Origin of the sequence: Rhodoferax fermentans (assembly GCF_002017865.1) — a bacterium.
Classification (GTDB): Bacteria; Pseudomonadota; Gammaproteobacteria; order Burkholderiales; family Burkholderiaceae_C; genus Rhodoferax; species Rhodoferax fermentans.
On the sequence record NZ_MTJN01000002.1, the window covers coordinates 2,495,688 to 2,519,855 of the forward strand.

Below are 24,168 nucleotides of genomic sequence, written 5' to 3' on the forward strand. Positions count from 1 at the left end.
CATATATATTGCAGTCGATCGCGTTAGTTTGTCAAAAGTCGCAACCAATAGGCGCGACTAACACCAGACCGCTGTGGGCCAACCAGCATCCCTTCAGGCGCATGGTCGCCGCAGGCATCTCACTTGAGGTTGCCATCCTCGTCTGCTCCCTTCAATGAAACTATGGCACTTTGCGGACGGCATGGCTTCGAGCAAATGGTGGACCACTCGCACCATCTGTTTTGCCTATTTGACTACCTCGGCAGTCACTTGAAAGGCGATCCGCTTGAAACGACTACTCAAAATTGGGTGCAAGCAGTGGCAAATACCGCGGAATGCAATGAAGCGCGGTGATTTGGTCACCATCGCTTTGCTGGGCGATTACGGTAAACCAAGACCCGTGTCAGTACTTCAGTCTGACCTGTTTGATGAGCACCCCTCAGTTACGATCTTGCCTGTGACGGGGGAGCTGAGGGATGCACCCCTGTTTCGAATCCGGGTGGTGCCAAGTGTGGCGAATGGCTTGCAAAAGACTTCGGACATCATGGTGGACAAAGTGCAAACCGTGCCCCGAGAACCCATTGGTGATGTTTTTGGTCACGTATCTGCGTAGCAGATGCTTGAGGTCAGTCGATCTCTTGCGGTGTTTCTCGGGGTGATTGGTTAGCGAAGCACGACTGATAGTCACACATGCCGCAGTGCATCCACAATTTTCAGGTCAGCCGCCCGGTAAGCCGGCCACCAGGCTGACAGAACCGCAATCATGATCAAGCCGATGGTCGTCCCGACAATCATGCGGGTTTCACCCAGTACGGTGATGGTCAGTGGCAGCGGCTCCACATTGCCTGGCGGCAGCCAGTCCAGTCCAGACAGGTTGACGAGCGCCGCTAACACTAGCGCCAGCATCACACCCAGCACCGCACCGCACATGCCGATCAGCGCTCCTTCCGTTACAAAAAGACCTCTGATTCCAGAGCGGCGTAGGCCAATAGCGCGCAGGGTGCCAATTTCTACTGTGCGTTCCACCACCGCCGTGTTCATGGTATTACTCACTGTGAACAGAACAATGCCACCTATCAGGATGAAAACAAAACCAAAAATGGTGTCAAACATGCGGATGGTCTGCACATAAAACGGGTTCAGGGTCCGAAAGTCGAGCACGGCCAGCGGCTGGTTGGCAGAGAACTTGGCCAGAATGGGCGTTAAGCGTTCCGTGGCGGTCGCAATCTGGTCAGAGTGCCGCAACTGCAGCATGATGGATGTGGCTTTGGGAGGAGATGACCCATACATCAGCTTCTGGATGTGGGGAAACTGCATGATCATGTACACCTCATCCAGCTCTTTGATGCCTTGTTCCTGAGCTTTAATGACTTCAACGGCCGTGACGTTGGGCGCACCACCTGCGTTGACCACCAGCACATCAAGCCGCCTAGGGTTGGGGGCAGGTTTGCCTTGGCCACTCGAGGTGTCAGTGGCGTCTTGCTGGCTAAGTGCGGCAATGTCGTCTGGTACGCCAGCGCTGTCTAGAGTAGCATCACTCTGGGGTTTGGGGCAGCTGTCTATATGGAGTGCTTCACACAATTGCAGCACTCGTGCCACGCCAATGCCCACGATGGCAGCATCTTCAGCGGCGCCCTCCAGCACAAAGGGCGGTTCCTTTTTTTTGACATCAAAGTCGTTCCACTCGTGCATGCGGTTAATGTCCTGAGCGACAAAACCGTTCCCAATGATGGTGCGAGATACGTTGGCAGCGTAATTGCCTGCAATGCCGCCAAACTGCAGGGTGGGGGAGGCCACCAGCACCATGTCGCGCAACACTTCGTCGGTCTGAATGGCTTTGATCAGTTCCTGGTAGTTGTTGATACCGTAGGCACTTGGGTTTCCGTTGCCGTACTGGTAAAAGTCGCGGTGCTGGATCTGCAGGTGCCCGCCCGTGCGCACATGGTGGGTGTGCATCATGTAGTTGATATTTGCACTAAAACCCCCAAACAGCAAAATCGATGTTGACCCAATTGCCATCGCCAGCAAGGTGGCCAGCGACCGGCGGCGGTTGCGCAGCAGGTTGCGCACGGCCAATGACAAGGTCATCATGCTGAGGCCTCCATGCCTTTGCGGCGGATACCACGGATACGGCCATCTTTGAGGAAGATGGTGTCGTCAGCCGCGCTGATGACATCGGAGTCATGCGACGAAAAGATGAAGGAAATCTGGAAACGGTCCACCATGCGTCGCATCAGGCCCAGGATGGCGGCGCCGGTTTCGCTGTCGAGGTTGGCGGTGGGTTCATCCGCGATCACCAGCTTGGGTTTGCGCACCAAGGCACGCGCTATGGCCACACGCTGACGCTGCCCCCCTGAGAGCTGGCCGGGCAGGTGGTGTGCCTTGTCGGCCAGGCCCACAGCTTCAAGCAGTTTGGGCACGCGGTCGGCGCGGGTTTTGGCCGAGGCGCCGGTCAGCAGCAGCGGGTACTCGATGTTTTCGTAAGCACTGAGCACCGGCAGCAGGTTGAAGTTCTGGAAGATGAAGCCAATGTTCTTGGCGCGAAAGTCCGACAGCGCATCGTCAGAGAGTTCCCCAACATTGCAACCGGCCACCATGACCTCGCCCGCATCGGGCTTGTCGATACAACCAAACATGTTAAGCAAGGTGGTTTTGCCACTGCCCGACGGCCCGAGTAACACAGTGAAGCAGGCCGGGCGCACCAGGATGTCAACACCCTTGATCACCGGCACACTCACCGAGTCCATGTGGTAGGTTTTTTCCACCCGGGTCAGCAAGGCCACCGGCCCTTGATACGGTGTGTTGTCTGGCTCTTTGTCGCTCATGTCTTGCCCTGCATCCTTCGGCCGCGTGAGCCAAGCTGTTGAAAGACCGCACCCGAAGGTGCCTGGCGCCAATTATTACCCTAACCAGCGCCAGTCAGGCAAGCAAGATTTAGCGGCTGCTCGGGAAACTGAACACCGTGCCTTCGCGCACACCGGCGCTGGGCCAGCGCTGGGTGATGGTCTTGCGTTTGGTGTAAAAACGCACGGCGTCCGGGCCGTAGGCGTGTAAATCACCAAACAGGCTGCGTTTCCAGCCACCAAACGAGTGGTAGGCCACTGGCACCGGCAGCGGCACATTCACACCGACCATGCCGACCTGGATGTTGTCGGTGAAGTAGCGGGCAGCCTCGCCGTCGCGGGTGAAGATGCAGGTGCCGTTGCCGTATTCGTGGGCGTCGATCAGGTCCATGGCTTCCTGCAGGGTTTTCACACGCACCACACCGAGCACCGGGCCAAAAATTTCTTCCTGGTAAATCGTCATGCCGGGTTTGACATGGTCAAACAGGCAGGGGCCCATAAAGTAACCGGCTGCATGACCCGCCACCTGGACGCCACGGCCATCCACCAACAGTGTGGCGCCTTCTTTCACGCCCTGGTCGACGTACGTCTTCACCTTCTCGAAGTGGGCCTTGGTGACCAGCGGACCCATGTCGCTGCTGGCGTCGGTGCCGGGGCCGACTTTCATCTTGGCGATCTCGGTCTTCAGACCGGCGATCACCGCCTCGGCCGTGTCATCCCCCACAGCCACCACCAGCGGAATCGCCATACAGCGCTCACCACAAGAGCCAAAAGCGGCGCCCATCAGCGCGTTGACCGCGTTGCCAATGTCGGCATCAGGCATCAACACCGCATGGTTCTTGGCGCCGCCCAGGGCCTGCACCCGTTTGCCGTGTTTGCAACCTTCGGCGTAGATGTATTCAGCAATCGGTGTCGAGCCCACAAAACTCACGGCTTTGACACGTGGGTCTTGCAGCAAGGTGTCCACCGCTTCCTTGTCACCGTGAACCACATTGAGCACACCGGGTGGCAGGCCGGCTTGTAACGCCAGCTCGGCCACGCGCAGGGTCGAACTGGGGTCGCGCTCGGAGGGTTTGAGCACAAAAGTGTTGCCGCAGGCCACCGCCATCGGCCACATCCACAGCGGCACCATGGCCGGGAAGTTGAATGGCGTGATGCCAGCGGTGACACCCAGTGCCTGGAACTCGCTCCAGGAGTCAATCGCCGGGCCGACGTTTTTACTGTGTTCACCCTTGAGTAATTCGGGCGCATAAGAGGCGTATTCGACGTTTTCGATGCCGCGTTGCAACTCACCCAACGCGTCGCTCAACACCTTGCCGTGTTCAGCGGTGATCAGGGCGCAAAGTTCGTCGGCGTGTTGCTCCAGCAGTTCTTTGAGCTTGCTCATGACGCGGGCGCGTTTGAGCGGCGGTGTGTTGCGCCAAGCCGGAAAAGCCGCCTGCGCGCTGATGATGGCTCGCTCCACCGTGAGTTTGTCGGCCAGCAACACCTGTTTCTCAACCTGCCCTGTGGCGGGGTTGAACACGTCAGCGCTGCGGCTGCCGCCTGAGACCAACTGGCCGTTGATCAGGTGCTGGATGGTGGGGAGAGTGGTGGTCATGATGTGTCAAAAATAAGAGAAAACAGGCTTTAGCCCTTATCTGATAAGGGCTAGAAGCTATCAGAACTATAACGGCTTCAAGCGGTGGCGTTGAGGCATTCTCCGAGTGCGTTGACCAGGCTGTCGATCTGCTCGGGGGTGCTGATGAACGGCGGAGCGAGCTGGATGGTGTCGCCACCGTAGCGCACGTAAAAGCCCTTCTTGAGCATCGCCATCGCCACCTCATATGGCCGTCTGGCGGGTTCACCCGGCACGGGGCTGATGGTGAAGCCTGCGGCCAGGCCCAGGTTGCGGATGTCGGCCACGTGTTTGGCGCTGCGCAGGCTGTGCACCGCGTTTTCAAAATGGGGTGCCAGCGCCTTCACACGGTCAATCATGTTCTCGCGCACCAGGATGTCCAGGGTGGCCAGGCCCACCGCACAAGGCACTGGGTGTGCCGAGTAGGTGTAACCGTGGGCGAATTCGAGCATGTATTCCGGGCCACCAGCGGCCATGAAGGTGTCGTAGATCTCCTTGCTGGCCATCACCACACCGAGCGGCTGGGCGCCGTTGGTGATCTGTTTGGCAGCATTCAGGATGTCGGGCGTCACGCCAAAGTATTCGGCGCCGGTGTAGGCACCCAGGCGGCCAAAGCCAGTGATCACTTCGTCAAAAATCAGCAGGATGTTGTTGGCGGTGCAGATCTCGCGCAGGCGCTTGAGGTAACCCTTGGGCGGCACCACCACACCGGCCGAGCCCGACATGGGTTCCACGATGACGGCGGCGATGTTGGAGGCGTCATGCAGGGTTATCAGCTTGAGCAGGTCGTCGGCCAGGTCCGCGCCTTGTTCCGGGCAACCCTTGAAAAACGATCCGGGCGCGGGCTGGGTGTGGGGCAGGTGGTCGGCCGCAATGCCCTGGCCAAAGGTCTTGCGGTTGCCGCCAATACCACCGACAGAAATGCCGCCAAAGTTGACACCGTGGTAACCCTTTTCGCGGCCAATCAGCAGGCTCTTGCTGCTCTGGCCCTTGGCGCGCCAGTAGGCACGTGCTAGTTTCAAGGACGTGTCAGCCGACTCGGAGCCGGAGCCGGTGAAAAACGCGTAGTCCAGCCCGTCAGGCGTGAGTTCCTTGAGCTTGTTCGCCAGGGCAAAGGACAGCGGGTGTCCAAACTGGAAGGCAGGCGAATAGTCCAGCGTGGCGAGTTGGTTGCGCGCAGCTTCCACAATTTCGGCGCGGCCATGGCCCAGGCCGGAGCACCACAGGCCCGACAGACCATCGAAAATCTTGCGGCCATCGCTGTCAAAGTAGTAGCAGCCTTCGGCGCGGGTGATCATGCGCGGCGCCGCCTTGAAGTTGCGGTTGGCGGTAAATGGCATCCAGTGCGCGTCGAGCCAGGCGGCGTCCAGTCGCGGTTGAGCCAGAGCTTTGCTATCGGTCAGGTCCATGGTGATTCCTTGTGGTGGTGCGTGTTGTGGTGCCAAGTTGGCGCGGCAACAGGTACAAAGCAAGGATTGTGCGCAGTGCCTTACTCTTATGATTGCTTAACTATCACTGCTTGGTTGCAAATCTATGCAAGTAAATACCCGCGCCGCCCTGGGCCAGTTGAGCGACATGGACATCCGCCTGCTGCGGGTGTTCAAGACCGTGGTCGACTGCGGCGGTTTGGCGGCAGCCGAGCTGGAGCTCAACATCGGTACCAGCACGGTCAGCCGCCACATCAAAGACCTGGAAACCCGCCTGGGCCTGACCCTGTGTCGACGTGGCCGCGCTGGTTTTGCGCTGACACCCGAAGGCGAGCAGATTTATGCCGAAACCCTGCGCCTGCTGGCTGGGGTCGATGCGTTTCGCAGCCGGGTCGATGAGATCCACCAGCGCATGGGCGGTGAGTTGCACCTGGCGGTGTTTGACAAAACTGCCAGCAACCCAGACGCGTTTATTGGTGAGGCGATCAGCTTGTTTCAGGCGCAGGCGCCGGATGTCAGCCTGCACCTGCATGTGGCGCCGCTCAATGTGATCGAGCGCGGTGTGCTCGACGGCCAGTTCCAGGTCGGTGTGGTGCCGGGCCACCGTACCTCGGGCGCGTTGGTCTATGACGAGTTGTTCAGCGAGACCATGTATTTGTACTGTGGCCGTGCCCATCCACTGTTTGCGACGGGTGCGGCGCAGCAGCCGGGCGACTGGGCGGCTTTACACGCACATGCCTTTGCCGGGCTGGGTTACCACTCACCCAACATGGAGCTGGCCCAAAAAGTGCAGCTCACCCGCCAGGCCACCGGCTACGACCAGGAGTCGATTGCCACGCTGATCCTCTCGGGCCGTTACCTGGGCTTTTTGCCCGACCACTACGCCGAGAGTTTTGTGCGCCAGGGGCGGCTGCGTGCGGTTCAGCCAAGCGTGTTCAGCTACCGCTGCAGTTTTTTTGGCATCGTGCGGACCTCACCGCAGGCCGCGCGGGTCACGTTAGCGTTTCAAGCCTGCCTGCACCAGGCGCATGTGGCGGGCCGTGCTACGCTTGCCGCATGATGTTTTATAAGATTTATGCCTCTAGCCCTTATCTAAAAAGGGCGAGTAGCTATCAAAAAAGCGTAGTTTTTGCGCCCCAAGAGGCCACACCATGAGCCCGATCTTGCATGACCTGGAGGGCCTCAACAGCGCCATCGTGGCTATTTTTGTCACGGTCTACTTGGGTATGGTGCTCGGTGGCCTGCCACGGCTGAAGCTCAACCGCTCGGGCATTGCCCTGCTGGGGGCGATTGCGGTGATTGGTATCGGCGCCATCAGCACCGAAGAAGCGGCCCGCGTGGTGGACCTGCCGACCATGCTGCTGCTGTTTTCGTTCATGGTGCTGTCGGCGCAGATGCGCCTGGGTGGTTTTTACACCGCGGTGACGCGCCGTGTGGCGGCTTTGCCGCTGGGGCGTACCGGGCTGATGGGCGCCATCATTGGCGTGTCGGGCGCGTTGTCGGCGATTTTTTCCAACGACATCATTTGCCTGGCGATGACGCCGGTGGTGCTGCAACTGTGCCTTCAGCGCGGTTTGGCGCCAGTGCCGTTTCTGGTCGGGCTGGCCTGTGCCGCCAACATTGGCTCGGCCGCCACCCTGATTGGCAACCCGCAAAACATGCTGATTGGCTCACTCATGCACTTGCACTTTGGTGACTACCTGCGCCAGGCCTTGTTGCCTGTGGGCCTGAGCCTGGGGGTGTTGTGGGCCTGGCTGGTGTGGGTGCCTGCGGCCAACCCCGCGTCACCGGGTGTGGCGCCCAGCCCGGCGCCGAGCCGAGTAGAGGTGGACCTGGACGCCGCCGATGTCTTTGCTTTTGACCGCTGGCAGACTGTCAAGGGCTTGCTGGTGGCCAGTGCCTTGATGTTGGTCTTTCTTTTTACCGACTGGCCGCGTGAGGTGGCCGCGCTGGTGGGCGCCGGGGTGTTGCTGATGAGCCGCCGTTTCCATTCCTCCCACGTGATGGGCTATGTTGATTGGGAATTGCTGGTGTTGTTTGCCGGGCTGTTTGTGGTCAACCACGCTTTCGCCTCGACTGGATTGGCGACTGATGCGGTGGCTGCGCTGGCCGCCCAAGGTGTGCACCTGAGCCACCCGGCGCCACTGTTTGTGGCCGGGGTGGGTTTGTCGAACCTGGTGTCGAACGTGCCTGCGGTGATGCTGTTGTTGCCGCACCTGCAAGGCCAGCAGGCCGGGGTGACGCTGGCGCTGGTTAGCACTTTTGCGGGCAACTTGCTGCTGGTGGGCTCGATAGCCAACCTGATCATGGTGGATCTGGCGCAAAAGGGTGGCGTGGCGATCAACTGGCGCGACCACGCGCGCATCGGCCTGCCGGTGACGCTGCTCACACTGGGGGTGATTGCGCTGACGTTGCGCTTGTCCTGAGTCCTGTGTTGGCGGACGGTGCCGGCTCAGTGGGTGGTGTGGGCGCTGCTGTGCTGCACCCGTTTGCCGTGGGGCAACTCATGCAGCCGGGTGAACATGTCCCGGCAATAACCCTGAATTTTCAGGCACTTGTTGATCTCGTCCACCGGCAGCGGGCCTGACACCACCACGATGTCGTTGGCCTTGTCCAGCGCCCCCGAGGCACGCAGGCGTCGACGGGTGTTGTTGGCCCAGGAGTGGATGCGGTTGGGGCTGCCATGTTCGCGCAGCGCACCGGTGCTGGCCTCAAAGGCAATCGCCACGGTGTCGGATTTCAGGCGCAGGCGGTGTTCCCCTGTGACCCGGCTGGCGGGCGAGCTCAGGTCATACAGGTGGTAGTTGCCTTCTTTGAGTTGGTATTGCAGCGTCATGGAACCTCCGGTCATGACGCGCATTTTGCGCAAGCCTTTGGGTTTCTAAAGCCCAAATAGACTGGGAAAAACCCGCTATCAAGCGGTTTTTCGCGGAAAGCCGTAACAGTTGAAGGCCATCTCAGGCTGCTGACCGCAGATCAGCTCGGCCAGCGCCTTGCCCGAACCCGCGCCATGGGTCCAGCCCAGGGTGCCGTGACCGGCGTTGACCCACAACTTGCCGACCGGCGTTTTGCCGATGTAGGGGATGTTGGTGGGGGTGGCCGGGCGCAGACCAGCCCAATACGACGGGTCGCCACCTTCCTCGGGGGTACGGGTGTCACACACGCCGGGCATGACCTGCTCGATGCGGTTGGACAACATGCGGCAGCGTGCACGCGCCACCGGGGAGTCCAGCGTCAAGTCGTAGTCACCGACCTCGATGGTGCCAGCCACACGCAACTGGTTGCCCAGGCGGCTCATGGCGATTTTCTTGGCGTCGTCGATCATCGACACCTGGGGCGCTTGTTCGGGGCGCAGCAGCTTGAAGGTGGCGCTGTAGCCCTTGCCCGGGTAGATCGGCAAGTCCACCCCCACCGTGCGCAGCAGCGGTGCGCTGTAAGCGCCGCAGGCCACCACCACATGGTCGGCCTTGATCTGGCGCGTCTTTTGCGAGCCTTTTTTGCCTCTAGCCCCTGTGGATACTGGCTTGACGGTTACAGAATCAATAGCGCCGCCGGTGCTGTTGAGGGCCACGATGTCGTGGCTGTACAAAAACTCGGCACCGCGCGCCGCACAGAGCTTGGCCAAGGCCTGGGTGAAGACAAAAGCATCTCCCGATTCGTCGCTGGGGGTGTAGGTGCCGCCGACAATCTGCTCGGCAAATGGGGTCAGTGCTGGCTCAATACGCAGCAGCTCGGCGCGGTCCACCACGCGGCGTGCCACACCGTAGCGGGCCATCAGCGCGGCGGCCTCGCCTGCGCTGTCAAAGGATTTTTGCTCGGTGTAGTAGTGGGCAATGCCTTTTTCCAGGCGTTGGTACTCGATGCCGGTGGTCTGCACCAGATCCTTGAACGCGGCGTGGCTGTAGGCGCCCAGGGAGACGAGTTGCTGCACATTGCGTTCAAAAGCGCGGTCATGGCATTGGCTCAGGAACAGCAGGCTCCAGCGCCATTGTTGCCAGCTCAGACGCGGGCGAAACAGCAGCGGCGCTTCTTTGCTGAGCATCCATTTCAGGGCCTTGATCGGGGTGTCCCGATTGGCCCAGGGCTCGCAATAACTGACCGAGATTTGTGCCGCATTGGCAAAACTGGCCTCCATCGAGGCGTCGGGCTGACGGTCGATGACGGTGACTTGGTGGCCGCGTTCCAGCAGATGCCAGGCGGTGCTGATGCCGATGATGCCGGCGCCGAGGATAGTGATTTTCATGGGCCGAGAGTGTCCGCGAGATCATGGGCCGCTTTTGGCAGGATTAAACTTATCCAGAATTCATTAGCAACCCTTATTCACTAATGCCCCATGAGTACTTTTGATCCTGCCGCCCTGGAATGCCTCGCGGCCATTGTGGAAGAGGGTGGTTTTGAGCGTGCGGCAGTGCGTTTGTCCATCACCCAGTCGGCGGTGTCGCAGCGCCTGCGTTCCCTCGAGGTGCAGGTGGGCACGGTGCTGATTGTGCGCAGCCGCCCGCTCAAAGCCACCCAGGCCGGGCGCCTGCTGCTCAAACACGCGATGCAGATGCGCCTGTTGCGTGCCGATCTGGAGCGTGACCTCAAGGACCTCTCGCCCGGCGCGGCCGGTGCGGCGGGTGAAGACGAGCGTATCTCGATTGCGATCAACGCCGACAGCATTGCCACCTGGACCCTGCCCGCGCTGAGCCCGCTGGCGCACCAGGGTCTGGGTCTGGAGATCATTACCGACGACCAGGATTTCACCTTCGAGTGGTTGCGTGAGGGCCGTGTGCTGGGCTGTGTGACGACCTTGCGCGCGGCCTTGCGCAGCTGCAAGGTGGAGCCACTGGGCACCATGGCCTATGTGGCGGTGGCCGAGCCCGGTTTTGCCGCAGCGCGCTGCCCGCAGGGCCTGAGCCCCCACAATTTCAGTCGCCTGCCTTTCATCGCCTTCAACCGCAAGGACGACCTGCAGGCCGAGTTTGTCGCCAGCGCCTGTGGTCTGCGCCAGGTGTCCTTGAGCCAGATGTATGTGCCCAGCTCCGAGGGCCAGTTGCGTGCGGTGCTGGCGGGCTGGGGTGTCAGTGTCTTGCCCGAGCTCAAGGTGGCCGAGCACCTCAAAAACGGCAGCCTGGTCGACCTGATGCCCGGCCACCGCCTGCCGGTGGCGCTCTACTGGCATTGCTGGAACCTCAACTCGGCGGTGCTTGATGCGCTGACCCATGCCCTCAAAACCGCTGCTGGTGTGGCCTTGAGCCCACCCAAGCCAGAATCTAAACTCATCAGTAGCAAAAAAGTCTGACAGATCAAGATGTGAATTTGGCGGCTAAAATTCAGCCATGAGCGCCATCGACACCCCCAAAACCTCGTTCAAACAACGCATGCTGCAGGTGCGTGAAGACGCCATCGTGCATGCTGTCAACCGCCTGCTGGCCGAAAAAGGCTTTGACGCGATGACGGTGGACGAGGTGGCAGCCCAGGTTGGCATCGCCAAGGCCAGCCTGTACAAACACTTTCCCAGCAAGGAAGACCTGGCCGCGGCAGCGATGGTGCGGGTGATGCAGCGTGCCCAGGACTTCATCAGCAGCTTGCCACCCGAGGCCGACCCGCTCGAGAACCTGCGTGCGGTGGTGCGCTGGGTGCTGCAGGTCAAACTGGCCGGTGACATGCCCACGCTGCCCAGCCAGAACTCCAGCCTGCGCGCCACCTTGATGGCCAACAACGATTACATGGACGGCCTGATGGAGGTCAGCGATCGCCTGGGTGCCTGGATCGAAGCAGCGCAAGCGGCTGGCCAGCTCAGCGCCAAGCTGCCAGCGATCGCGATTTTGTACACCTTCTTCGCACGCGCCTGTGACTCGGTGGTGGAGTTTCTGCAGATGGGTGGGCTGTTCACCGACGAGCAGATCACCGAGCTGGTGCTGAGCACCTGTTTTGAGGGTCTGATTGCCCGCTAGCCCTTATGCATAAAGGGTTTTTTGCTATCGAAGACGGAGTGAATTGAGGCGCTCTCAGCGTACGATCAGCACCGGCACTTTGCAGCTCGCCAGCACCTCGGTGGCGACCGAACCCATCACCAGGTTGAGCAGTGCGCCATGGCCGTGGGAGCCCATCACCACCAGGTCAAACTTGCCTTCGGTGGCGGTTTTGGCGATCAGTTCGCTGGGTCGGCCGGTTTTCCAGACAAACTTCGGTGTGATGCCATGGCGTTGCAGGTATTTGGTGACCGGCGCCATCACCCGCAGGCCCTCTTCTTCATAATATTTGTTCACCAGTTCCTTGCCCAGCGCGGAGCGGGCTTGAGACGGCAAAACCACCTGGGCGGTCACGGCGGTGTAGTCGTTTTTGGGGGAAAACAGCTCGTGGGCGGCCAGGTAGGCCAACATTTTTTTGGTGTAGGGGCTGCCGTCAACGGCCAGCAAAATCTTCATCAAGTGTCTCCTTGAACGGTGAACAACCAGTTTAACCACAGTGTGTGCTTGTTCACCTTGCTGGCAATCCCCCAATCGGGGGATAGCCAGCTCACTCAATACCGGGTAAATTCTGCCGATATGTAACAAAACTCAAGTTCAAGGTTCAGCGTGTGATGTTGTTGACTTCTTTTTGCCACCGGGCTGGGTTCCCTGCGTCGGGGGCTTTCCCGGTGAGGGCAAACCAGGGAAGTAACACGCGTGTTGGTTGATCTGTTCACCCAGTTGCTGGCGCAATTGGGGCAGGCTGAGCGTGCCGGGAGCGGGCACACACATGCCTTGGTCGCGTCACCTCAGCGCTTTCAGGCGCTTTTTGGGCAGGTGACGCAGATGGTCTGGCTCAAAGACCCGCAGGGCCGCTATCTCGCGTGTAACTCCGCCTTTGAGACCTTCTCCGGCGTGCCTGCGGCGCACCTGTGTGGCCGCACGAACGCCGACTTGTTGTCCCCCGAAGACGCGCAGCGTTACCACCAGCTGGACCAGACCTGTCTGGCCGCCACACAACCCGTGGTGGCCGAGTGCTGGGCCAGCGTGGCGGCTGGTTCACGGCGGGCGTTGCTGGAGATCACCAAAGTGGTGTTGTGCAATGCAGATGGGCGTGCCGACGGCATCCTGAGCATGGGCCGGGACATCACGGCGCGCTGGTACCAGACACAGTTTGAGCAATTGCGCAGCCAGATTCTTGAACTGTTGGCCAACGGTGCTGAATTGCCGCACTTGCTGCAGGCGCTGGCGGATGGGCTGCGCGGCTTGCAGCCTGAGCAGGCCTGTCTGGTGGCGCTGGTGACACCTGGCCACGGTTGTGGTCAGACCCTGCAGGTGGTGGCGTCAGCCGGTGTGTCTGACGAGACACTGCGTCTGGTGGATGGCCAGGATGTGGGTCCGGGTCAGGGGGCCTGTGCTGCGGCGGCAGCCAGCGGGCAGCGGGTGGTGATCCCCAACCTCGCGCTGCACCGCACGCTGGCCCCGCAGCTGGGGCAACCGATTGTCCAGGGGGCGTGCTGGGCACAACCGTTTTTGGCCCTGTCGGGCCAGGTTCTGGGGGTGTTGTCGGTGCTGGTGGCCACACCGGCGACACCCGGTGACGAAGACCTGGAGCTGCTGGCGCAATTGGCCCGTCTGGCCGGGCTGGCGGTGGAGCGGCATCAGGTTGCGCAACAGTTGCGTACCAACGAGGCCAGCTTTCGGGCGCTGGCTGAACACACGCCCGAGGCGGTGCTGGTGCATCGGGGTGGCACCATTTTGTATGTGAATCCGGCCGCGCAACGCCTGTTTGGCGCCAAGTCCAGCGCCGACCTGTTGGGTACCTCGACCCAAAAACGTATTGCGCCAGCCTTTTTGGCGCAGCAACTCGCACGCATGCAGGCGATAGAGACGGCCCAGCCGATCGAACCCATGGTGGAGTCGCGCTTTGTCCGTCTCGATGGCAGTGAATTTGATGTGGAGGTGCAGGGCACCGCCATGGTTTATGGCGGTGCGCCCGCCATCCACGTGTCGATCCGCGACATCTCCGAGCGCAAGCGGGCCGAGACCCAGTTGCGGGTGGCGGCCAGTGTGTTCAGCCATGCCATCGAGGGCATCATGATCACCGCACCCGATGGTCGAATCATTGATGTCAATGCGGCGTTCACACGCATCACCGGCTACAGCCGTGACGAGGTACGTGGGCATACACCCAGTATGCTCAATTCAGGTCGCAACACGCCGCTGTTTTACCAACAGCTGTGGCAAGACCTGGTGCAACACGGCAGCTGGTCGGGTGAGTTGTGGAACCGCCGCAAGGATGGTGACATCTACGCCCAGATGCTGCACATCAGCGCGGTGCACGACCAGCGTGGCCAGGTGATCCAGTATGTGGCGCTGTTCTCCGACATCACCGAACGCAAGGCCCATGAACGCCGCCTCGACCAGCTGGCCCATTTTGATGCGCTGACAGGTCTGCCCAACCGTGCCCTGCACGCCGACCGTCTGCAACATGCGATGGCTCAGGCGCAGCGCCGCCAGCAGAAACTGGGTGTGGCGTTCATTGATCTGGACGGTTTCAAGGCGATCAACGACAGCCACGGCCATGACGCTGGTGACCACCTGCTGATCATGCTGGCGCGGCGCATGCGGCTGGCGTTGCGTGAGGTCGACACCTTGTCGCGCCTGGGCGGCGACGAGTTCGCCGCCGTGATTGTGGACCTGGCACAAGAGAGCGACTGCGACCCGCTGCTGCAGCGCCTGCTGCAGGCGGCCAACCAGCCGGTGCTGTATGGCACAGCGGTGCTGCAGGTCTCGGCCAGTGTCGGGGTGGCGTTTTACCCTCAGGCCAAGGAGGTCAGCCCGGAGCAGCTGCTGCGTCAGGCCGACATGGCGATGTACCGTGCCAAACAGTCTGGCAAAAACCAGTTTCAGACCTCTGGGTTTGTGGATTCCCTGTTCTGAATGCGGCCGCGCTGACCGGCTGGGTCAGCCCGTCAGCGCGACCATCACCTGGCGCGGTGCCCCGTCTCGACGTGCTTAGGGCAACACTGATCAAGTCCCCAGTTGGCCCATGACTTGCATGGTTCGTGGCATCCCAAGCAGGAGATGCAGATGAAACAACAAACTCTGGCCATGGCCGAACAACAAAGCTTTGAGACCTACCGCAAGCCCACGCGGCGCGATGAGTTCTTGAAGACCATGGAAGTCATCGTTCCCTGGGCCGCTCTGTGCGAAGTCATCGAGCCGTTTTACCCCAAGGCCGGTAATGGGCGTCCCCCCATCGGGCTTGAGCGTATGCTGCGCATCCACTTCATCCAGCACTGGTTCAACCTGGCAGACCTGGCCTGTGAAGAAGCTCTGTACGACAGCGTGAGCCTGCGTCGCTTCGTGGGCATTGACCTGGGGCGTGAATCTGTGCCGGACGCCACCACGGTGTTGAACTTTCGCAAACTCCTCAACAAGCACAAACTTGGCCAAGCCCTGTTTGCCCAAGTAGGCGCTGTCTTGCAAAGCAAGGGCTTCAAGCTCAACACCGGCACCATTGTGGACGCCACCATCATTGGTGCACCGAGTTCCACCAAGAATGCGAATAAGGCGCGCGACCCGGACATGCACCAAACCCGCAAGGGCCAACAGTGGTACTTTGGCATGAAGTTGCACATCGGTGTGGACAGCCAAAGTGGTCTGGCCCACCATGCGGTGGTCACAGCAGCCAACGTGCATGACAAACACCCACTGCCCAGTTTGTTGCATGGCAAGGAGCAACGCGTCTATGGCGACAGTGCCTACGCCAGCCAGAAGGAGCTGATCCGCAGTGCAGCACCCAAGGCCAAAGACTTCACCAACCAGCGCAGTCGCCGCTCTGGTGTGGTCGATGAAGGCATTCGCGCCAAGAACCGCAACAAATCCAAGATCCGCTCACGCGTGGAGCATGTATTTGCTGTGGTCAAGCGCCTGTGGGGCTTTGGCAAGGTGCGTTACCGTGGGTTGCAGAAGAACGCCACGCGGGCGTTTACTGCTTTGGCGCTGGCCAACATCTATCTCTGCCGACAAAGGCTGATGGCACAGGTGCGTCCATGAGGGCGCAATAGGGGGTGAATTCCCCCTGAAACAGCCTCAAAGGGGGCAAAAGCGAGCTCAGCTGGTCGCAATTTCGACAACTTCGGTTTCTCGATACCGCTGGGGCCTGCTTTGACTCTACTTGTTCAGCGTTGCCTTAGGCGAGCGCCGAGGAGCGCTGCCAAAGGTTGATGCCACCTTCGACCGCCTGCTGGTCGATCGCGGCCAGTTCTTCTGCCGAAAACGACAGGTTTTTCAAGGCGCCCACCAGCTCGGTGATTTGCGCCGGTTTGCTGGCGCCAATCAAAGCCGAGGTGACCTTGCCATCACGCAGCACCCAGGCCGTGGCCATCTGTGCCAGGCTCTGACCACGCGCTTGAGCGATCTCGTTGAGCGCACGCACGTGTTTGAGGTTTTTTTCACTGAGGAAATCGGGCTTGAACGAGCCACCGCCGGGCCGGTTGATGCGCGCGTCTGCCGGCACACCGTTGAGGTATTTGTCGGTCAGCAGCCCCTGCGCCAGTGCGCTGAACGCAATACAACCCATGCCCAACTCGCCCAGGGTATCGAGCAAATCTTCCTCCACCCAGCGGTTGAGCAGGCTGTAGGACGGCTGGTGGATCAGCGCGGACACGCCCATGCTTTTGAGGATCGCGTGGGCTTCGCGTGTTTTGGCGGCTGAATAACTGCTGACACCGACGTACAGCGCCTTGCCCTGTTGCACCGCCGTGGCCAGTGCGCCCATGGTTTCTTCGAGCGGGGTGTTGGGGTCAAAGCGGTGGCTGTAAAAAATGTCGACATAGTCCAACCCCATGCGCTGCAGGCTTTGGTCCAGGCTGGCCAGCACATATTTGCGCGAACCACCGCCCTGGCCGTAAGGGCCGGGCCACATGTCGTAACCGGCCTTGCTCGAGATGATCAGTTCGTCGCGATACGGTTTGAAGTCGCGACGCAGGTGCGCGCCAAAGTTGGTCTCGGCGCTGCCGTAGGGTGGGCCGTAGTTGTTGGCCAGGTCGAAGTGGGTGATGCCCGCGTCAAACGCGGTGTGCAACATGTCGCGTTGGGTCTGCAGTGGCGTGGCGTCGCCAAAGTTGTGCCACAGCCCCAAGGTGATGGCGGGGAGTTTGAGACCACTGTGACCGCAGCGGTGATAAGCCATGCTGTCATAACGGGTGGACGCGGCAAGGTAGCTCATGGAATGCCTCAAATTGATGAATAAAAAACGATTCTAGCCCTTGTTCAATAAGGGCCAGAAGCTATTAATTAAATAGTATTTGAGACAGGCCGGTGGTGATCTGCTGGCGCGCCAACTTGGCCGAAGGTGGCGCTTGAAGGCCCACAAAGCGCGCCGTTGCGGCACGCCGGGAGAGGGTGTGTGCTCAGTTGAGCAGGTAGTCGTCCTGATCGTCCAGGGCTTGTGCGTCGATCATCGCGTCATAGGCGGCGCGGCTGGCCAATGCGGCGGAGGTCAAGGGGATCAGCGGTTTGTCCAGCGGGCGCAGCTTGTGGCGACGCAGGGCGCGCAACTGGGGCGATTGCGCGATGGTCTGCAGCACGCGCTCGGGCTCCATCATCAGGCTGAACGGGTTCAGTGCTTCGGTGGTGGTGGTGGTCATGGGGTGCTCCTGCTTCTGCCAATCACGAATCACGAGATGTGATCCGTTGAAATGGAATGTATCCGTGCCGCTTCAAAACCTAAAGTCGGCGTATGCCGCTGCCGAGTGTCAGAAGTTGTCTGACAGGCTGTCAGCGATGTGAGGGACTAGGTGGGCACCGAAGCATCGGCTTTTGACGGGGTGGATTGCGGCGTGCCAGCTTGATGAATCACAAACGATAGCGGTGTGCGCTGCGCATCAGCCGCTTGGGGCACCCGCCTCATACTGGGGTACCAGAAAACGGAGTTTCGGCGCAGCCAAATCGGCGGTCACCCCAAGCGGCGGCTGCGCCGATACCGTTGACAGGCGAACGGTATTGAAGGGAACCCGAATCCGGTTTGAGCCAATGATTCCGGCAGACCACCACCTTCAGATTGGCCGAAGCGCCAGCGAGGTATGGCCTCTGGGCGGGTGACGATTTGGCTACGCCGAAACTTCGTTTTCTGGTACCCCAGTATGAGGAGCCCGCCCAGAGGTCATGCCTCGCGGGTGGGTCCTGAGGCACTGCCCCCCCAAATGAGGGAACTCAGGATGACAGCCTGCCGTTTACAGCAACCGCACCTTCACACTTTTGCCCTTGACCTTGCCGACATTGAGTTTCTGCATCGCTTCGAGCGCGATGTCACGCTGCACCGCCACAAACGTAGTGAACTCGGTGACATTGATTTTGCCGATCTGCTCGCGGCTGTAACCGGCGTCTGCCGTGAGGGCGCCCAGCACATCACCGGGGCGGATTTTTTCCTTGCGCCCACCCAAAATTTGTAGCGTGATCATGGGTGGCAGCAAGGGCCCGCTGCCTTTGGGCGTGAGTTCGTCGAGTTTGTGCCAGACCGAGGGTTGGTTTTGGTACTGCTCAATCTTGCCCACCGCACCCATCTCGTACATGGCGGCCAGGCTCAGTGCCAGGCCGGTCTCACCCGCGCGGCCGGTGCGGCCGATGCGGTGGACATGGACCTCGGGGTCGGGTGTGATGTCGACGTTGATCACCGCCTCCAACTCCTTGATGTCGATGCCGCGCGAGGCCACGTCGGTGGCCACCAGCACCGAGATGCTGCGGTTGGCAAACTGCGCCAGCACCTGGTCACGCTCGCGCTGCTCCAGATCACCATGCAGTGCCAAAGCGCTCACCCCTTGTTGTTTCAGGTATGCCACCAACTCGTTGCATTGCTGTTTGGTGTTGCAAAACGCCAGTGTGCTGACCGGGCGGAAGTGGTTGAGCAGCTTGACCACCACCTCAAAACGGGTTGGGCGGGTCACCTCATAAAAACGTTGTTCGATCAGGCTCTCTGAGGTGGTGGGCTGCGCCACCGTGATGCGTTCGGGCGAACGCATGAACTGTTTGGCCAGCTTGTCGATGCCTTCCGGGTAGGTGGCCGAAAACAACAGGGTCTGGCGCTCTGGCGGACACTGTTTGGTGACGGTGGCGATGTCCTCGAAAAAGCCCATGTCGAGCATGCGGTCGGCCTCATCCAGCACCAGGGTGTTCAGGGCTTCCAGGCTCAGGTAACCGCGCGCCAGGTGGTCCATCACGCGCCCCGGTGTGCCCACAATGATGTGGGCGCCGTTTTCAAGAGAAGCACGCTGGCCGCGTAAGGCCACACCACCACACAGCGTCACCACCTTGATGTTGTCCATCGCACGCGCCAGGCGACGGATTTCCACGGTGACCTGGTCGGCCAGTTCACGCGTTGGGCACAACACCAGCGACTGCACCGCAAAACGGCGCGGGTTTAGCCGCTCCAGCAGGGCCAGGCCAAAGGCGGCGGTTTTGCCGCTGCCGGTTTGCGCCTGGGCAATCAGGTCCTTGCCAGCCAGGGCGGCGGGCAGGCTGGTCGCCTGGATCGGGGTCATGCTCAGGTAACCCAGCTGCGCCAGGTTATCCAGGGTGGCCGGGTTCAGGGGCAGGGAATTGAACAGGGTGTTGTCGGATGCGGTCATGGGGGGATTATCGGTTCCGGGTGCCCGATTCATGTTGCTCATGCGAAGGTGGTTCGCGCTGCGTGGTAGCCGGTGGGGGCATCCCTCTCATACTGGGGTACCAGAAAACGAAGTTTCGGCGCAGCCAAATCGGGGGCTACTCCCACCGGCTACCACGCCGAAAGCGTTGACAGACGCACTGTGTTGTTAGGGCAACGCTGAACAAGTAGAGTCAAAGCAGGCCCCAGCGGTATCGAGAAACCGAAGTTGTCGAAATTGCGACCAGCTGAGCTCGCTTTTGCCCCCTTTGAGGCTGTTTCAGGGGGAATTCACCCCCTATTGCGCCCTCATGGACGCACCTGTGCCATCAGCCTTTGTCGGCAGAGATAGATGTTGGCCAGCGCCAAAGCAGTAAACGCCCGCGTGGCGTTCTTCTGCAACCCACGGTAACGCACCTTGCCAAAGCCCCACAGGCGCTTGACCACAGCAAATACATGCTCCACGCGTGAGCGGATCTTGGATTTGTTGCGGTTCTTGGCGCGAATGCCTTCATCGACCACACCAGAGCGGCGACTGCGCTGGTTGGTGAAGTCTTTGGCCTTGGGTGCTGCACTGCGGATCAGCTCCTTCTGGCTGGCGTAGGCACTGTCGCCATAGACGCGTTGCTCCTTGCCATGCAACAAACTGGGCAGTGGGTGTTTGTCATGCACGTTGGCTGCTGTGACCACCGCATGGTGGGCCAGACCACTTTGGCTGTCCACACCGATGTGCAACTTCATGCCAAAGTACCACTGTTGGCCCTTGCGGGTTTGGTGCATGTCCGGGTCGCGCGCCTTATTCGCATTCTTGGTGGAACTCGGTGCACCAATGATGGTGGCGTCCACAATGGTGCCGGTGTTGAGCTTGAAGCCCTTGCTTTGCAAGACAGCGCCTACTTGGGCAAACAGGGCTTGGCCAAGTTTGTGCTTGTTGAGGAGTTTGCGAAAGTTCAACACCGTGGTGGCGTCCGGCACAGATTCACGCCCCAGGTCAATGCCCACGAAGCGACGCAGGCTCACGCTGTCGTACAGAGCTTCTTCACAGGCCAGGTCTGCCAGGTTGAACCAGTGCTGGATGAAGTGGATGCGCAGCATACGCTCAAGCCCGATGGGGGGACGCCCATTACCGGCCTTGGGGTAAAACGGCTCGATGACTTCGCACAGAGCGGCCCAGGGAACGATGACTTCCATGGTCTTCAAGAACTCATCGCGCCGCGTGGGCTTGCGGTAGGTCTCAAAGCTTTGTTGTTCGGCCATGGCCAGAGTTTGTTGTTTCATCTGCATCTCCTGCTTGGGATGCCACGAACCATGCAAGTCATGGGCCAACTGGGGACTTGATCAGTGTTGCCTTAGGTCCAGAACCCGGTTTGGCCCGTCCGATTGGACCGCCACTGTCTTGCGCTCTGCCAAAATCGCCAGCCGGGTAGGCCCTTGGGGCGGCTGACGATTTCTGGTACTCCAGTATGAGGAAGTCGCCCCAAGGGCTTGCCCGGCGGGTCGATCCAAGAAGCGCGGCTAGTGACGATGGTTTAACAAACGCATAAAAACACCCGCGATCACCGGAAACCCAGCTTGTGCAAAATGCAAGCCATTCACTTCAGAAGCCCCCCATGCGCAAAACCCTGTTTCCTCTTATCTTGGCCAGTGCCCTGCTCACCGGCTGCGGCAGTGCGGTGCTCAACCCGGTCACCGGCCAGGCCGAGCGCTCGGTGATGAGTGAGCAAGATGAACTGACCGAGGGCGCCAAGGCGCACCAGCAGGTGCTCAAGGAGTACGGCGTGGTCAAAGACGCCAAAGTGCAGGCCTATGTCAACAACTTGGGGCAACGCCTGGCCAAACTGTCGCATCGAGACCACTTGCAGTGGCATTTCACCGTGCTTGACAGCCCCGAGATCAACGCTTTTGCGCTGCCTGGCGGTTATGTCTATGTCACACGCGGCATCATGGCCTATTTACAAACCGAGGCCGAGCTGGCCGGGGTGATGGGTCATGAAATTGGCCACGTCACAGCCCGCCACGGTGCCCAGCGCGCCACGCGCCAGCAGGACGCGGGCCTGGGTGTGCTGGCTGCCACGGTCTTGGGTGCGGTGCTGGAGAGCCAGGGTGTCAGTGGTGCCGGGCGGCTGGCCAGCCAGGTGTCGCAGACGGCCGCGGCGGGGTATGTGGCCTCGTATGGGCGCGAGCAGGAATTACAAGCCGACGGCCTGGGTGCCGAGTACCTGGCGCGCAGCGCCTACGACCCGCGCAACATGGTCCGGGTGATTGGTGTGCTCAAAGACCAGGAGCGTTTTGTGGCGGACCAGGCCCGTGCCGCCGGTCGACCGGCACCGACGGGCAACAGCTGGCTGGCTTCGCACCCGAGCAACGATGCGCGCCTGCAGCAGATCACCCAGCTGGCGACCCAGTACCAGGGCAGTTACAGCGACGAAGGGCGTGACCGTTATTTACAAGTGCTGCGTGGCCTGCCCTTTGGAGAGAGTGCCGAGCAGGGGCTGACACGAGGCGCCAACTTCTACCACCCGGTGCTGGGTTTTGCGCTCACCGCCCCGGCAGGTTGGCAGATCCAGAACGAGGCCGAGCAACTGGCGGTGGTCAACGCCACCGGGGATGCCGCCCTGCTGGTGCAGGTGGTGCCGCCCACGGCTGGCAAAACCCACGAGGAGGTGATCCGCAAGCTGCTGCAGCCCAGCCAGGGCAGGGTAGAGCGTTTGACGCTCAACGGACTGGCGGCCACGCATTTTGTCGGCAGCCGCACCACGACCCAGGGCCAGATCCAGCGGCTGGATGTCACGCTGGTCAGTGGTCCGCAAGACCGGATGTACCTGTTGCGCCCGGCCGGTCAAAGTGCCGCCTTGCGTGCGGCCCAGGGCGCGTTGGCCCAGGCCCAAGGCAGTTTCCGGCCTTTGAGTTCGGCTGAGCGAACCGCTGCCCGCGCCTGGACGATCAAAACCGTGGCTTACCCGCGTGGTGGTTTTGCCGAACTGGCGCGCGTGTCACCGCTGCCCAGCGCAGAGCAGCAGCTGCGCCTGATCAACGGGTTCTATACCGGGGGTGAGCCCAAGGTGGGCCAATTGGTCAAGGTGGTGGAGTAAGCAAGTAGCTATCGCAGAAATAGCTATCAGCCCTTTATCTATAAGGGCTAAAGGCCAATTTGATGGATAACTCAGGCAAACGCGTTGACCAGCGTGCCAATGGCGCCTGTGACGGCCAGCACCGGTGCCACCGCAGGCACAGACTGCAACAGGGTTTGGGCGACCGAGCTGTCGGCGGCCAGTGCTTTTTTGAGCACCAGGGCTGCCGCAACACCGGTGCCGACATTTTGGGCGGCCTGGCTGGCGGCTTGCACCACGGATGAGCTGGTGATGTTCATGAAAAAGTCTCCCACAAGGACAAGGCGGGTGCCTTAACGACTTATCGGCGCAAAACCGCGTCACTTGACTGTTTCTGCCTCGTGTGGAATGTGTCGACTTCTAAAATCAAGCGATTTGAAGGTTTGTATGCATCCGCTCCATATTTCCACCAGTTTTGACGCTGGCGCCATCGAGGTTGTCAGCCTGGTCGACCCGCAGGACATTCAGCTCAAGATCCGCCCCGACAACGCCAGCGACTTCGCCCAGTGGTTTTACTTCTGCCTGCAGGGCGCCGCCGGTGTGCCGGTGCGGCTGAACTTTGTCAACGCAGGCCAAAGCGCCTACCCCAAGGGCTGGACCGATTACCGCGTGGTCGCCAGTTACGACCACCAGAACTGGTTCCGGCTCGACACCCACTTTGACGGCCAGGTGCTGAGCACCAGCTTCACCCCGGCGGGCAACAGCGTCTACCTGGCCTACTTCGAGCCGTATTCGTATGAACGGCATCTGGACCTGATTGGCTCGGCCGCCAACTCCGAACATGTGACGCTGGAGCGCCTGGGCGCCACGGTGGATGGCCGCGACATGACCCTGCTGCAGCTCACCAACGCCCAGAGCCCGGTGCCGCTGGCACAACGCAAAAAGATCTGGCTGATCGCCCGCCAGCACCCCGGCGAGAGCATGGCCGAGTGGTTTGTGGAGGGTTTTCTGGAGCGCCTGCTCGACGAGGCCGACCCGGTGGCCCGCGTGTTGCTGGACCAATGTGTGTTTTACGTGGTGCCCAACATGAACCCGGACGGCGCTGTGCGTGGCAACCTGCGCACCAATGCCGCCGGTGCCAACCTGAACCGTGAGTGGGCCACACCGAGTCTGGAGACGTCACCCGAGGTGTATTGGGTGCGCCAGAAGATGCTGGAAGTCGGTGTGGACCTGAACCTGGACGCCCATGGTGACGAGGCCCTGCCCTACAACTTTGTGGTTGGCACCGAAGACACGCCCGGCTACAGCCCGCGCATCGCTGCGCTTGAAGAGGCTTTCAAGGCCAGCTGGTTAGCCGCCAGCCCGGACTTCCAGATCAAACACGGCTACCCGCGCGGCAAACATGGCGAGGCCAACCTGACGCTGGCCACCAACTGGATCGGCCAGCAGTTTGGCTGCCTGGCCTTCACCATCGAGATGCCGTTCAAGGACAACGCCAACCTGCCCGACCCGCAAGTCGGCTGGAACGGTGAACGCTCCAAACGCCTGGGCGCCAGTGTGTTGCAGCCGGTGCTGGCGGTGTTGAACCAGTTGCGGGCCTGAGTCAGCCTGACATCAATACCAAATTGATAGCTGTTAGCCCTTATCAAATAAGGGCTAACGCC

The 24,168-nt window shown here is 60.7% G+C and carries 21 protein-coding genes; 9 read left to right on the top strand and 12 right to left on the bottom strand.

The features are described 5' to 3' along the window. Positions 1-265 precede the first annotated feature (265 nt). A complete protein-coding gene (locus RF819_RS11655) occupies positions 266-592 on the top strand; it encodes a type II toxin-antitoxin system PemK/MazF family toxin (RefSeq protein WP_338109550.1) in 327 nt (108 codons plus the stop codon). 71 nt (positions 593-663) lie between these two features. On the opposite strand, the gene RF819_RS11660 is transcribed toward RF819_RS11655, so the two are convergent. From RF819_RS11660 to aptA, 4 genes are all read right to left on the bottom strand, one after another. Beyond that, complete coding sequence (locus RF819_RS11660) at positions 664-2,070, bottom strand: ABC transporter permease (RefSeq protein WP_078365148.1); 1,407 nt, start codon at positions 2,068-2,070, stop codon at positions 664-666. Further along, positions 2,067-2,804, bottom strand: coding sequence for an ABC transporter ATP-binding protein (locus RF819_RS11665; protein WP_078365149.1), 738 nt, complete (start codon positions 2,802-2,804; stop codon positions 2,067-2,069). Before RF819_RS11665 ends, RF819_RS11660 begins: the two co-directional genes overlap by 4 nt. Positions 2,805-2,913: 109 nt before the next feature. Next, a complete protein-coding gene (locus RF819_RS11670; protein ID WP_078365150.1) occupies positions 2,914-4,422 on the bottom strand; it encodes a CoA-acylating methylmalonate-semialdehyde dehydrogenase in 1,509 nt (502 codons plus the stop codon). Between the two features lie 77 nt (positions 4,423-4,499). Then, on the bottom strand, positions 4,500-5,849 hold the full coding sequence (aptA, locus tag RF819_RS11675) for an omega-aminotransferase AptA (protein WP_078365151.1): 1,350 nt from the start codon (positions 5,847-5,849) through the stop codon (positions 4,500-4,502). Positions 5,850-5,973: 124 nt separating this feature from the next. Between aptA and RF819_RS11680 the strand changes: the two genes are divergently transcribed. Then, positions 5,974-6,927, top strand: coding sequence for a LysR family transcriptional regulator (locus tag RF819_RS11680; RefSeq protein ID WP_078365152.1), 954 nt, complete (start codon positions 5,974-5,976; stop codon positions 6,925-6,927). Positions 6,928-7,018: 91 nt separating this feature from the next. Beyond that, entirely contained in the window at positions 7,019-8,293 is a 1,275-nt protein-coding gene (locus tag RF819_RS11685) for an anion transporter (RefSeq protein ID WP_078365153.1), read from the top strand. Positions 8,294-8,319: 26 nt separating this feature from the next. Here RF819_RS11685 and RF819_RS11690 read toward each other — a convergent pair whose 3' ends face one another. Both RF819_RS11690 and RF819_RS11695 read right to left on the bottom strand, forming a co-directional pair. After that, positions 8,320-8,703 carry a hypothetical protein gene (locus RF819_RS11690; RefSeq protein ID WP_078366913.1) on the bottom strand — a complete coding sequence of 128 codons (384 nt, stop codon included), beginning with the start codon at positions 8,701-8,703 and terminating at the stop codon, positions 8,320-8,322. 78 nt (positions 8,704-8,781) lie between these two features. Beyond that, positions 8,782-10,110 carry a D-amino acid dehydrogenase gene (locus RF819_RS11695; protein WP_078365154.1) on the bottom strand — a complete coding sequence of 443 codons (1,329 nt, stop codon included), beginning with the start codon at positions 10,108-10,110 and terminating at the stop codon, positions 8,782-8,784. 90 nt (positions 10,111-10,200) lie between these two features. Here RF819_RS11695 and RF819_RS11700 point away from each other — a divergent pair, with 90 nt between their 5' ends. Together RF819_RS11700 and RF819_RS11705 are read left to right on the top strand one after the other, a co-directional pair. Then, a complete protein-coding gene (locus RF819_RS11700) occupies positions 10,201-11,151 on the top strand; it encodes a LysR family transcriptional regulator ArgP (RefSeq protein ID WP_078365155.1) in 951 nt (316 codons plus the stop codon). A 37-nt stretch (positions 11,152-11,188) separates the two neighbouring features. Beyond that, entirely contained in the window at positions 11,189-11,806 is a 618-nt protein-coding gene (locus RF819_RS11705) for a TetR/AcrR family transcriptional regulator (protein WP_078365156.1), read from the top strand. Between the two features lie 54 nt (positions 11,807-11,860). Here RF819_RS11705 and RF819_RS11710 read toward each other — a convergent pair whose 3' ends face one another. After that, a complete protein-coding gene (locus tag RF819_RS11710) occupies positions 11,861-12,280 on the bottom strand; it encodes a universal stress protein (protein ID WP_078365157.1) in 420 nt (139 codons plus the stop codon). A 240-nt stretch (positions 12,281-12,520) separates the two neighbouring features. On the opposite strand from RF819_RS11710, the gene RF819_RS11715 reads away from it, so the two are divergent. Both RF819_RS11715 and RF819_RS11720 read left to right on the top strand, forming a co-directional pair. Then, positions 12,521-14,746 carry a sensor domain-containing diguanylate cyclase gene (locus RF819_RS11715; RefSeq protein WP_078365158.1) on the top strand — a complete coding sequence of 742 codons (2,226 nt, stop codon included), beginning with the start codon at positions 12,521-12,523 and terminating at the stop codon, positions 14,744-14,746. A gap of 150 nt (positions 14,747-14,896) precedes the next feature. Then, positions 14,897-15,865 (top strand): IS5 family transposase, encoded by a 969-nt coding sequence (locus RF819_RS11720; protein WP_078366726.1) that lies wholly within the window; start codon positions 14,897-14,899, stop codon positions 15,863-15,865. Between the two features lie 136 nt (positions 15,866-16,001). Here RF819_RS11720 and mgrA read toward each other — a convergent pair whose 3' ends face one another. The 4 genes from mgrA to RF819_RS11740 all read right to left on the bottom strand — a co-directional run bounded on the left by mgrA (position 16,002) and on the right by RF819_RS11740 (position 20,732). Further along, entirely contained in the window at positions 16,002-17,039 is a 1,038-nt protein-coding gene (gene mgrA / locus RF819_RS11725) for an L-glyceraldehyde 3-phosphate reductase (protein WP_078365159.1), read from the bottom strand. 184 nt (positions 17,040-17,223) lie between these two features. Continuing rightward, positions 17,224-17,460, bottom strand: a complete 237-nt coding sequence (locus tag RF819_RS11730) for a hypothetical protein (protein WP_078366914.1) — start codon at positions 17,458-17,460, stop codon at positions 17,224-17,226. Positions 17,461-18,045: 585 nt separating this feature from the next. Further along, positions 18,046-19,437 carry an ATP-dependent RNA helicase DbpA gene (gene dbpA / locus RF819_RS11735; protein ID WP_078365160.1) on the bottom strand — a complete coding sequence of 464 codons (1,392 nt, stop codon included), beginning with the start codon at positions 19,435-19,437 and terminating at the stop codon, positions 18,046-18,048. A gap of 326 nt (positions 19,438-19,763) precedes the next feature. Further along, positions 19,764-20,732: an IS5 family transposase gene (locus RF819_RS11740; protein ID WP_078366726.1), complete on the bottom strand. Its 969-nt coding sequence runs from the start codon at positions 20,730-20,732 to the stop codon at positions 19,764-19,766. Between the two features lie 332 nt (positions 20,733-21,064). Between RF819_RS11740 and RF819_RS11745 the strand changes: the two genes are divergently transcribed. Next, positions 21,065-22,546 (top strand): M48 family metalloprotease, encoded by a 1,482-nt coding sequence (locus RF819_RS11745; RefSeq protein ID WP_078365161.1) that lies wholly within the window; start codon positions 21,065-21,067, stop codon positions 22,544-22,546. A 71-nt stretch (positions 22,547-22,617) separates the two neighbouring features. Here RF819_RS11745 and RF819_RS11750 read toward each other — a convergent pair whose 3' ends face one another. Next, the gene (locus tag RF819_RS11750) at positions 22,618-22,824 is read right to left on the bottom strand and encodes a hypothetical protein (protein ID WP_078365162.1); all 207 of its coding nucleotides are present in this window, start codon (positions 22,822-22,824) and stop codon (positions 22,618-22,620) included. A 127-nt stretch (positions 22,825-22,951) separates the two neighbouring features. Here RF819_RS11750 and RF819_RS11755 point away from each other — a divergent pair, with 127 nt between their 5' ends. Beyond that, positions 22,952-24,106, top strand: a complete 1,155-nt coding sequence (locus RF819_RS11755; RefSeq protein ID WP_078365163.1) for a M14 family metallopeptidase — start codon at positions 22,952-22,954, stop codon at positions 24,104-24,106. The last annotated feature ends 62 nt before the right edge of the window (positions 24,107-24,168 follow it).

What these genes read in the sequence shown, in the direction of transcription:
- RF819_RS11755 (WP_078365163.1), top strand. Translation starts at nt 22,952, where the DNA reads ATGCATCCGCTCCATATTTCCACCAGTTTTGACGCTGGCGCCATCGAG.
- RF819_RS11745 (WP_078365161.1), top strand. Translation starts at nt 21,065, where the DNA reads ATGCGCAAAACCCTGTTTCCTCTTATCTTGGCCAGTGCCCTGCTCACC.
- RF819_RS11705 (WP_078365156.1), top strand. Translation starts at nt 11,189, where the DNA reads ATGAGCGCCATCGACACCCCCAAAACCTCGTTCAAACAACGCATGCTG.
- RF819_RS11680 (WP_078365152.1), top strand. Translation starts at nt 5,974, where the DNA reads ATGCAAGTAAATACCCGCGCCGCCCTGGGCCAGTTGAGCGACATGGAC.
- RF819_RS11695 (WP_078365154.1), bottom strand. Translation starts at nt 10,110, where the DNA reads ATGAAAATCACTATCCTCGGCGCCGGCATCATCGGCATCAGCACCGCC.
- RF819_RS11740 (WP_078366726.1), bottom strand. Translation starts at nt 20,732, where the DNA reads ATGAAACAACAAACTCTGGCCATGGCCGAACAACAAAGCTTTGAGACC.
- RF819_RS11710 (WP_078365157.1), bottom strand. Translation starts at nt 12,280, where the DNA reads ATGAAGATTTTGCTGGCCGTTGACGGCAGCCCCTACACCAAAAAAATG.
- mgrA (WP_078365159.1), bottom strand. Translation starts at nt 17,039, where the DNA reads ATGAGCTACCTTGCCGCGTCCACCCGTTATGACAGCATGGCTTATCAC.
- RF819_RS11660 (WP_078365148.1), bottom strand. Translation starts at nt 2,070, where the DNA reads ATGATGACCTTGTCATTGGCCGTGCGCAACCTGCTGCGCAACCGCCGC.
- RF819_RS11670 (WP_078365150.1), bottom strand. Translation starts at nt 4,422, where the DNA reads ATGACCACCACTCTCCCCACCATCCAGCACCTGATCAACGGCCAGTTG.
- RF819_RS11700 (WP_078365155.1), top strand. Translation starts at nt 10,201, where the DNA reads ATGAGTACTTTTGATCCTGCCGCCCTGGAATGCCTCGCGGCCATTGTG.
- RF819_RS11690 (WP_078366913.1), bottom strand. Translation starts at nt 8,703, where the DNA reads ATGACGCTGCAATACCAACTCAAAGAAGGCAACTACCACCTGTATGAC.
- aptA (WP_078365151.1), bottom strand. Translation starts at nt 5,849, where the DNA reads ATGGACCTGACCGATAGCAAAGCTCTGGCTCAACCGCGACTGGACGCC.
- RF819_RS11685 (WP_078365153.1), top strand. Translation starts at nt 7,019, where the DNA reads ATGAGCCCGATCTTGCATGACCTGGAGGGCCTCAACAGCGCCATCGTG.
- dbpA (WP_078365160.1), bottom strand. Translation starts at nt 19,437, where the DNA reads ATGACCGCATCCGACAACACCCTGTTCAATTCCCTGCCCCTGAACCCG.
- RF819_RS11665 (WP_078365149.1), bottom strand. Translation starts at nt 2,804, where the DNA reads ATGAGCGACAAAGAGCCAGACAACACACCGTATCAAGGGCCGGTGGCC.
- RF819_RS11730 (WP_078366914.1), bottom strand. Translation starts at nt 17,460, where the DNA reads ATGACCACCACCACCACCGAAGCACTGAACCCGTTCAGCCTGATGATG.
- RF819_RS11750 (WP_078365162.1), bottom strand. Translation starts at nt 22,824, where the DNA reads ATGAACATCACCAGCTCATCCGTGGTGCAAGCCGCCAGCCAGGCCGCC.
- RF819_RS11720 (WP_078366726.1), top strand. Translation starts at nt 14,897, where the DNA reads ATGAAACAACAAACTCTGGCCATGGCCGAACAACAAAGCTTTGAGACC.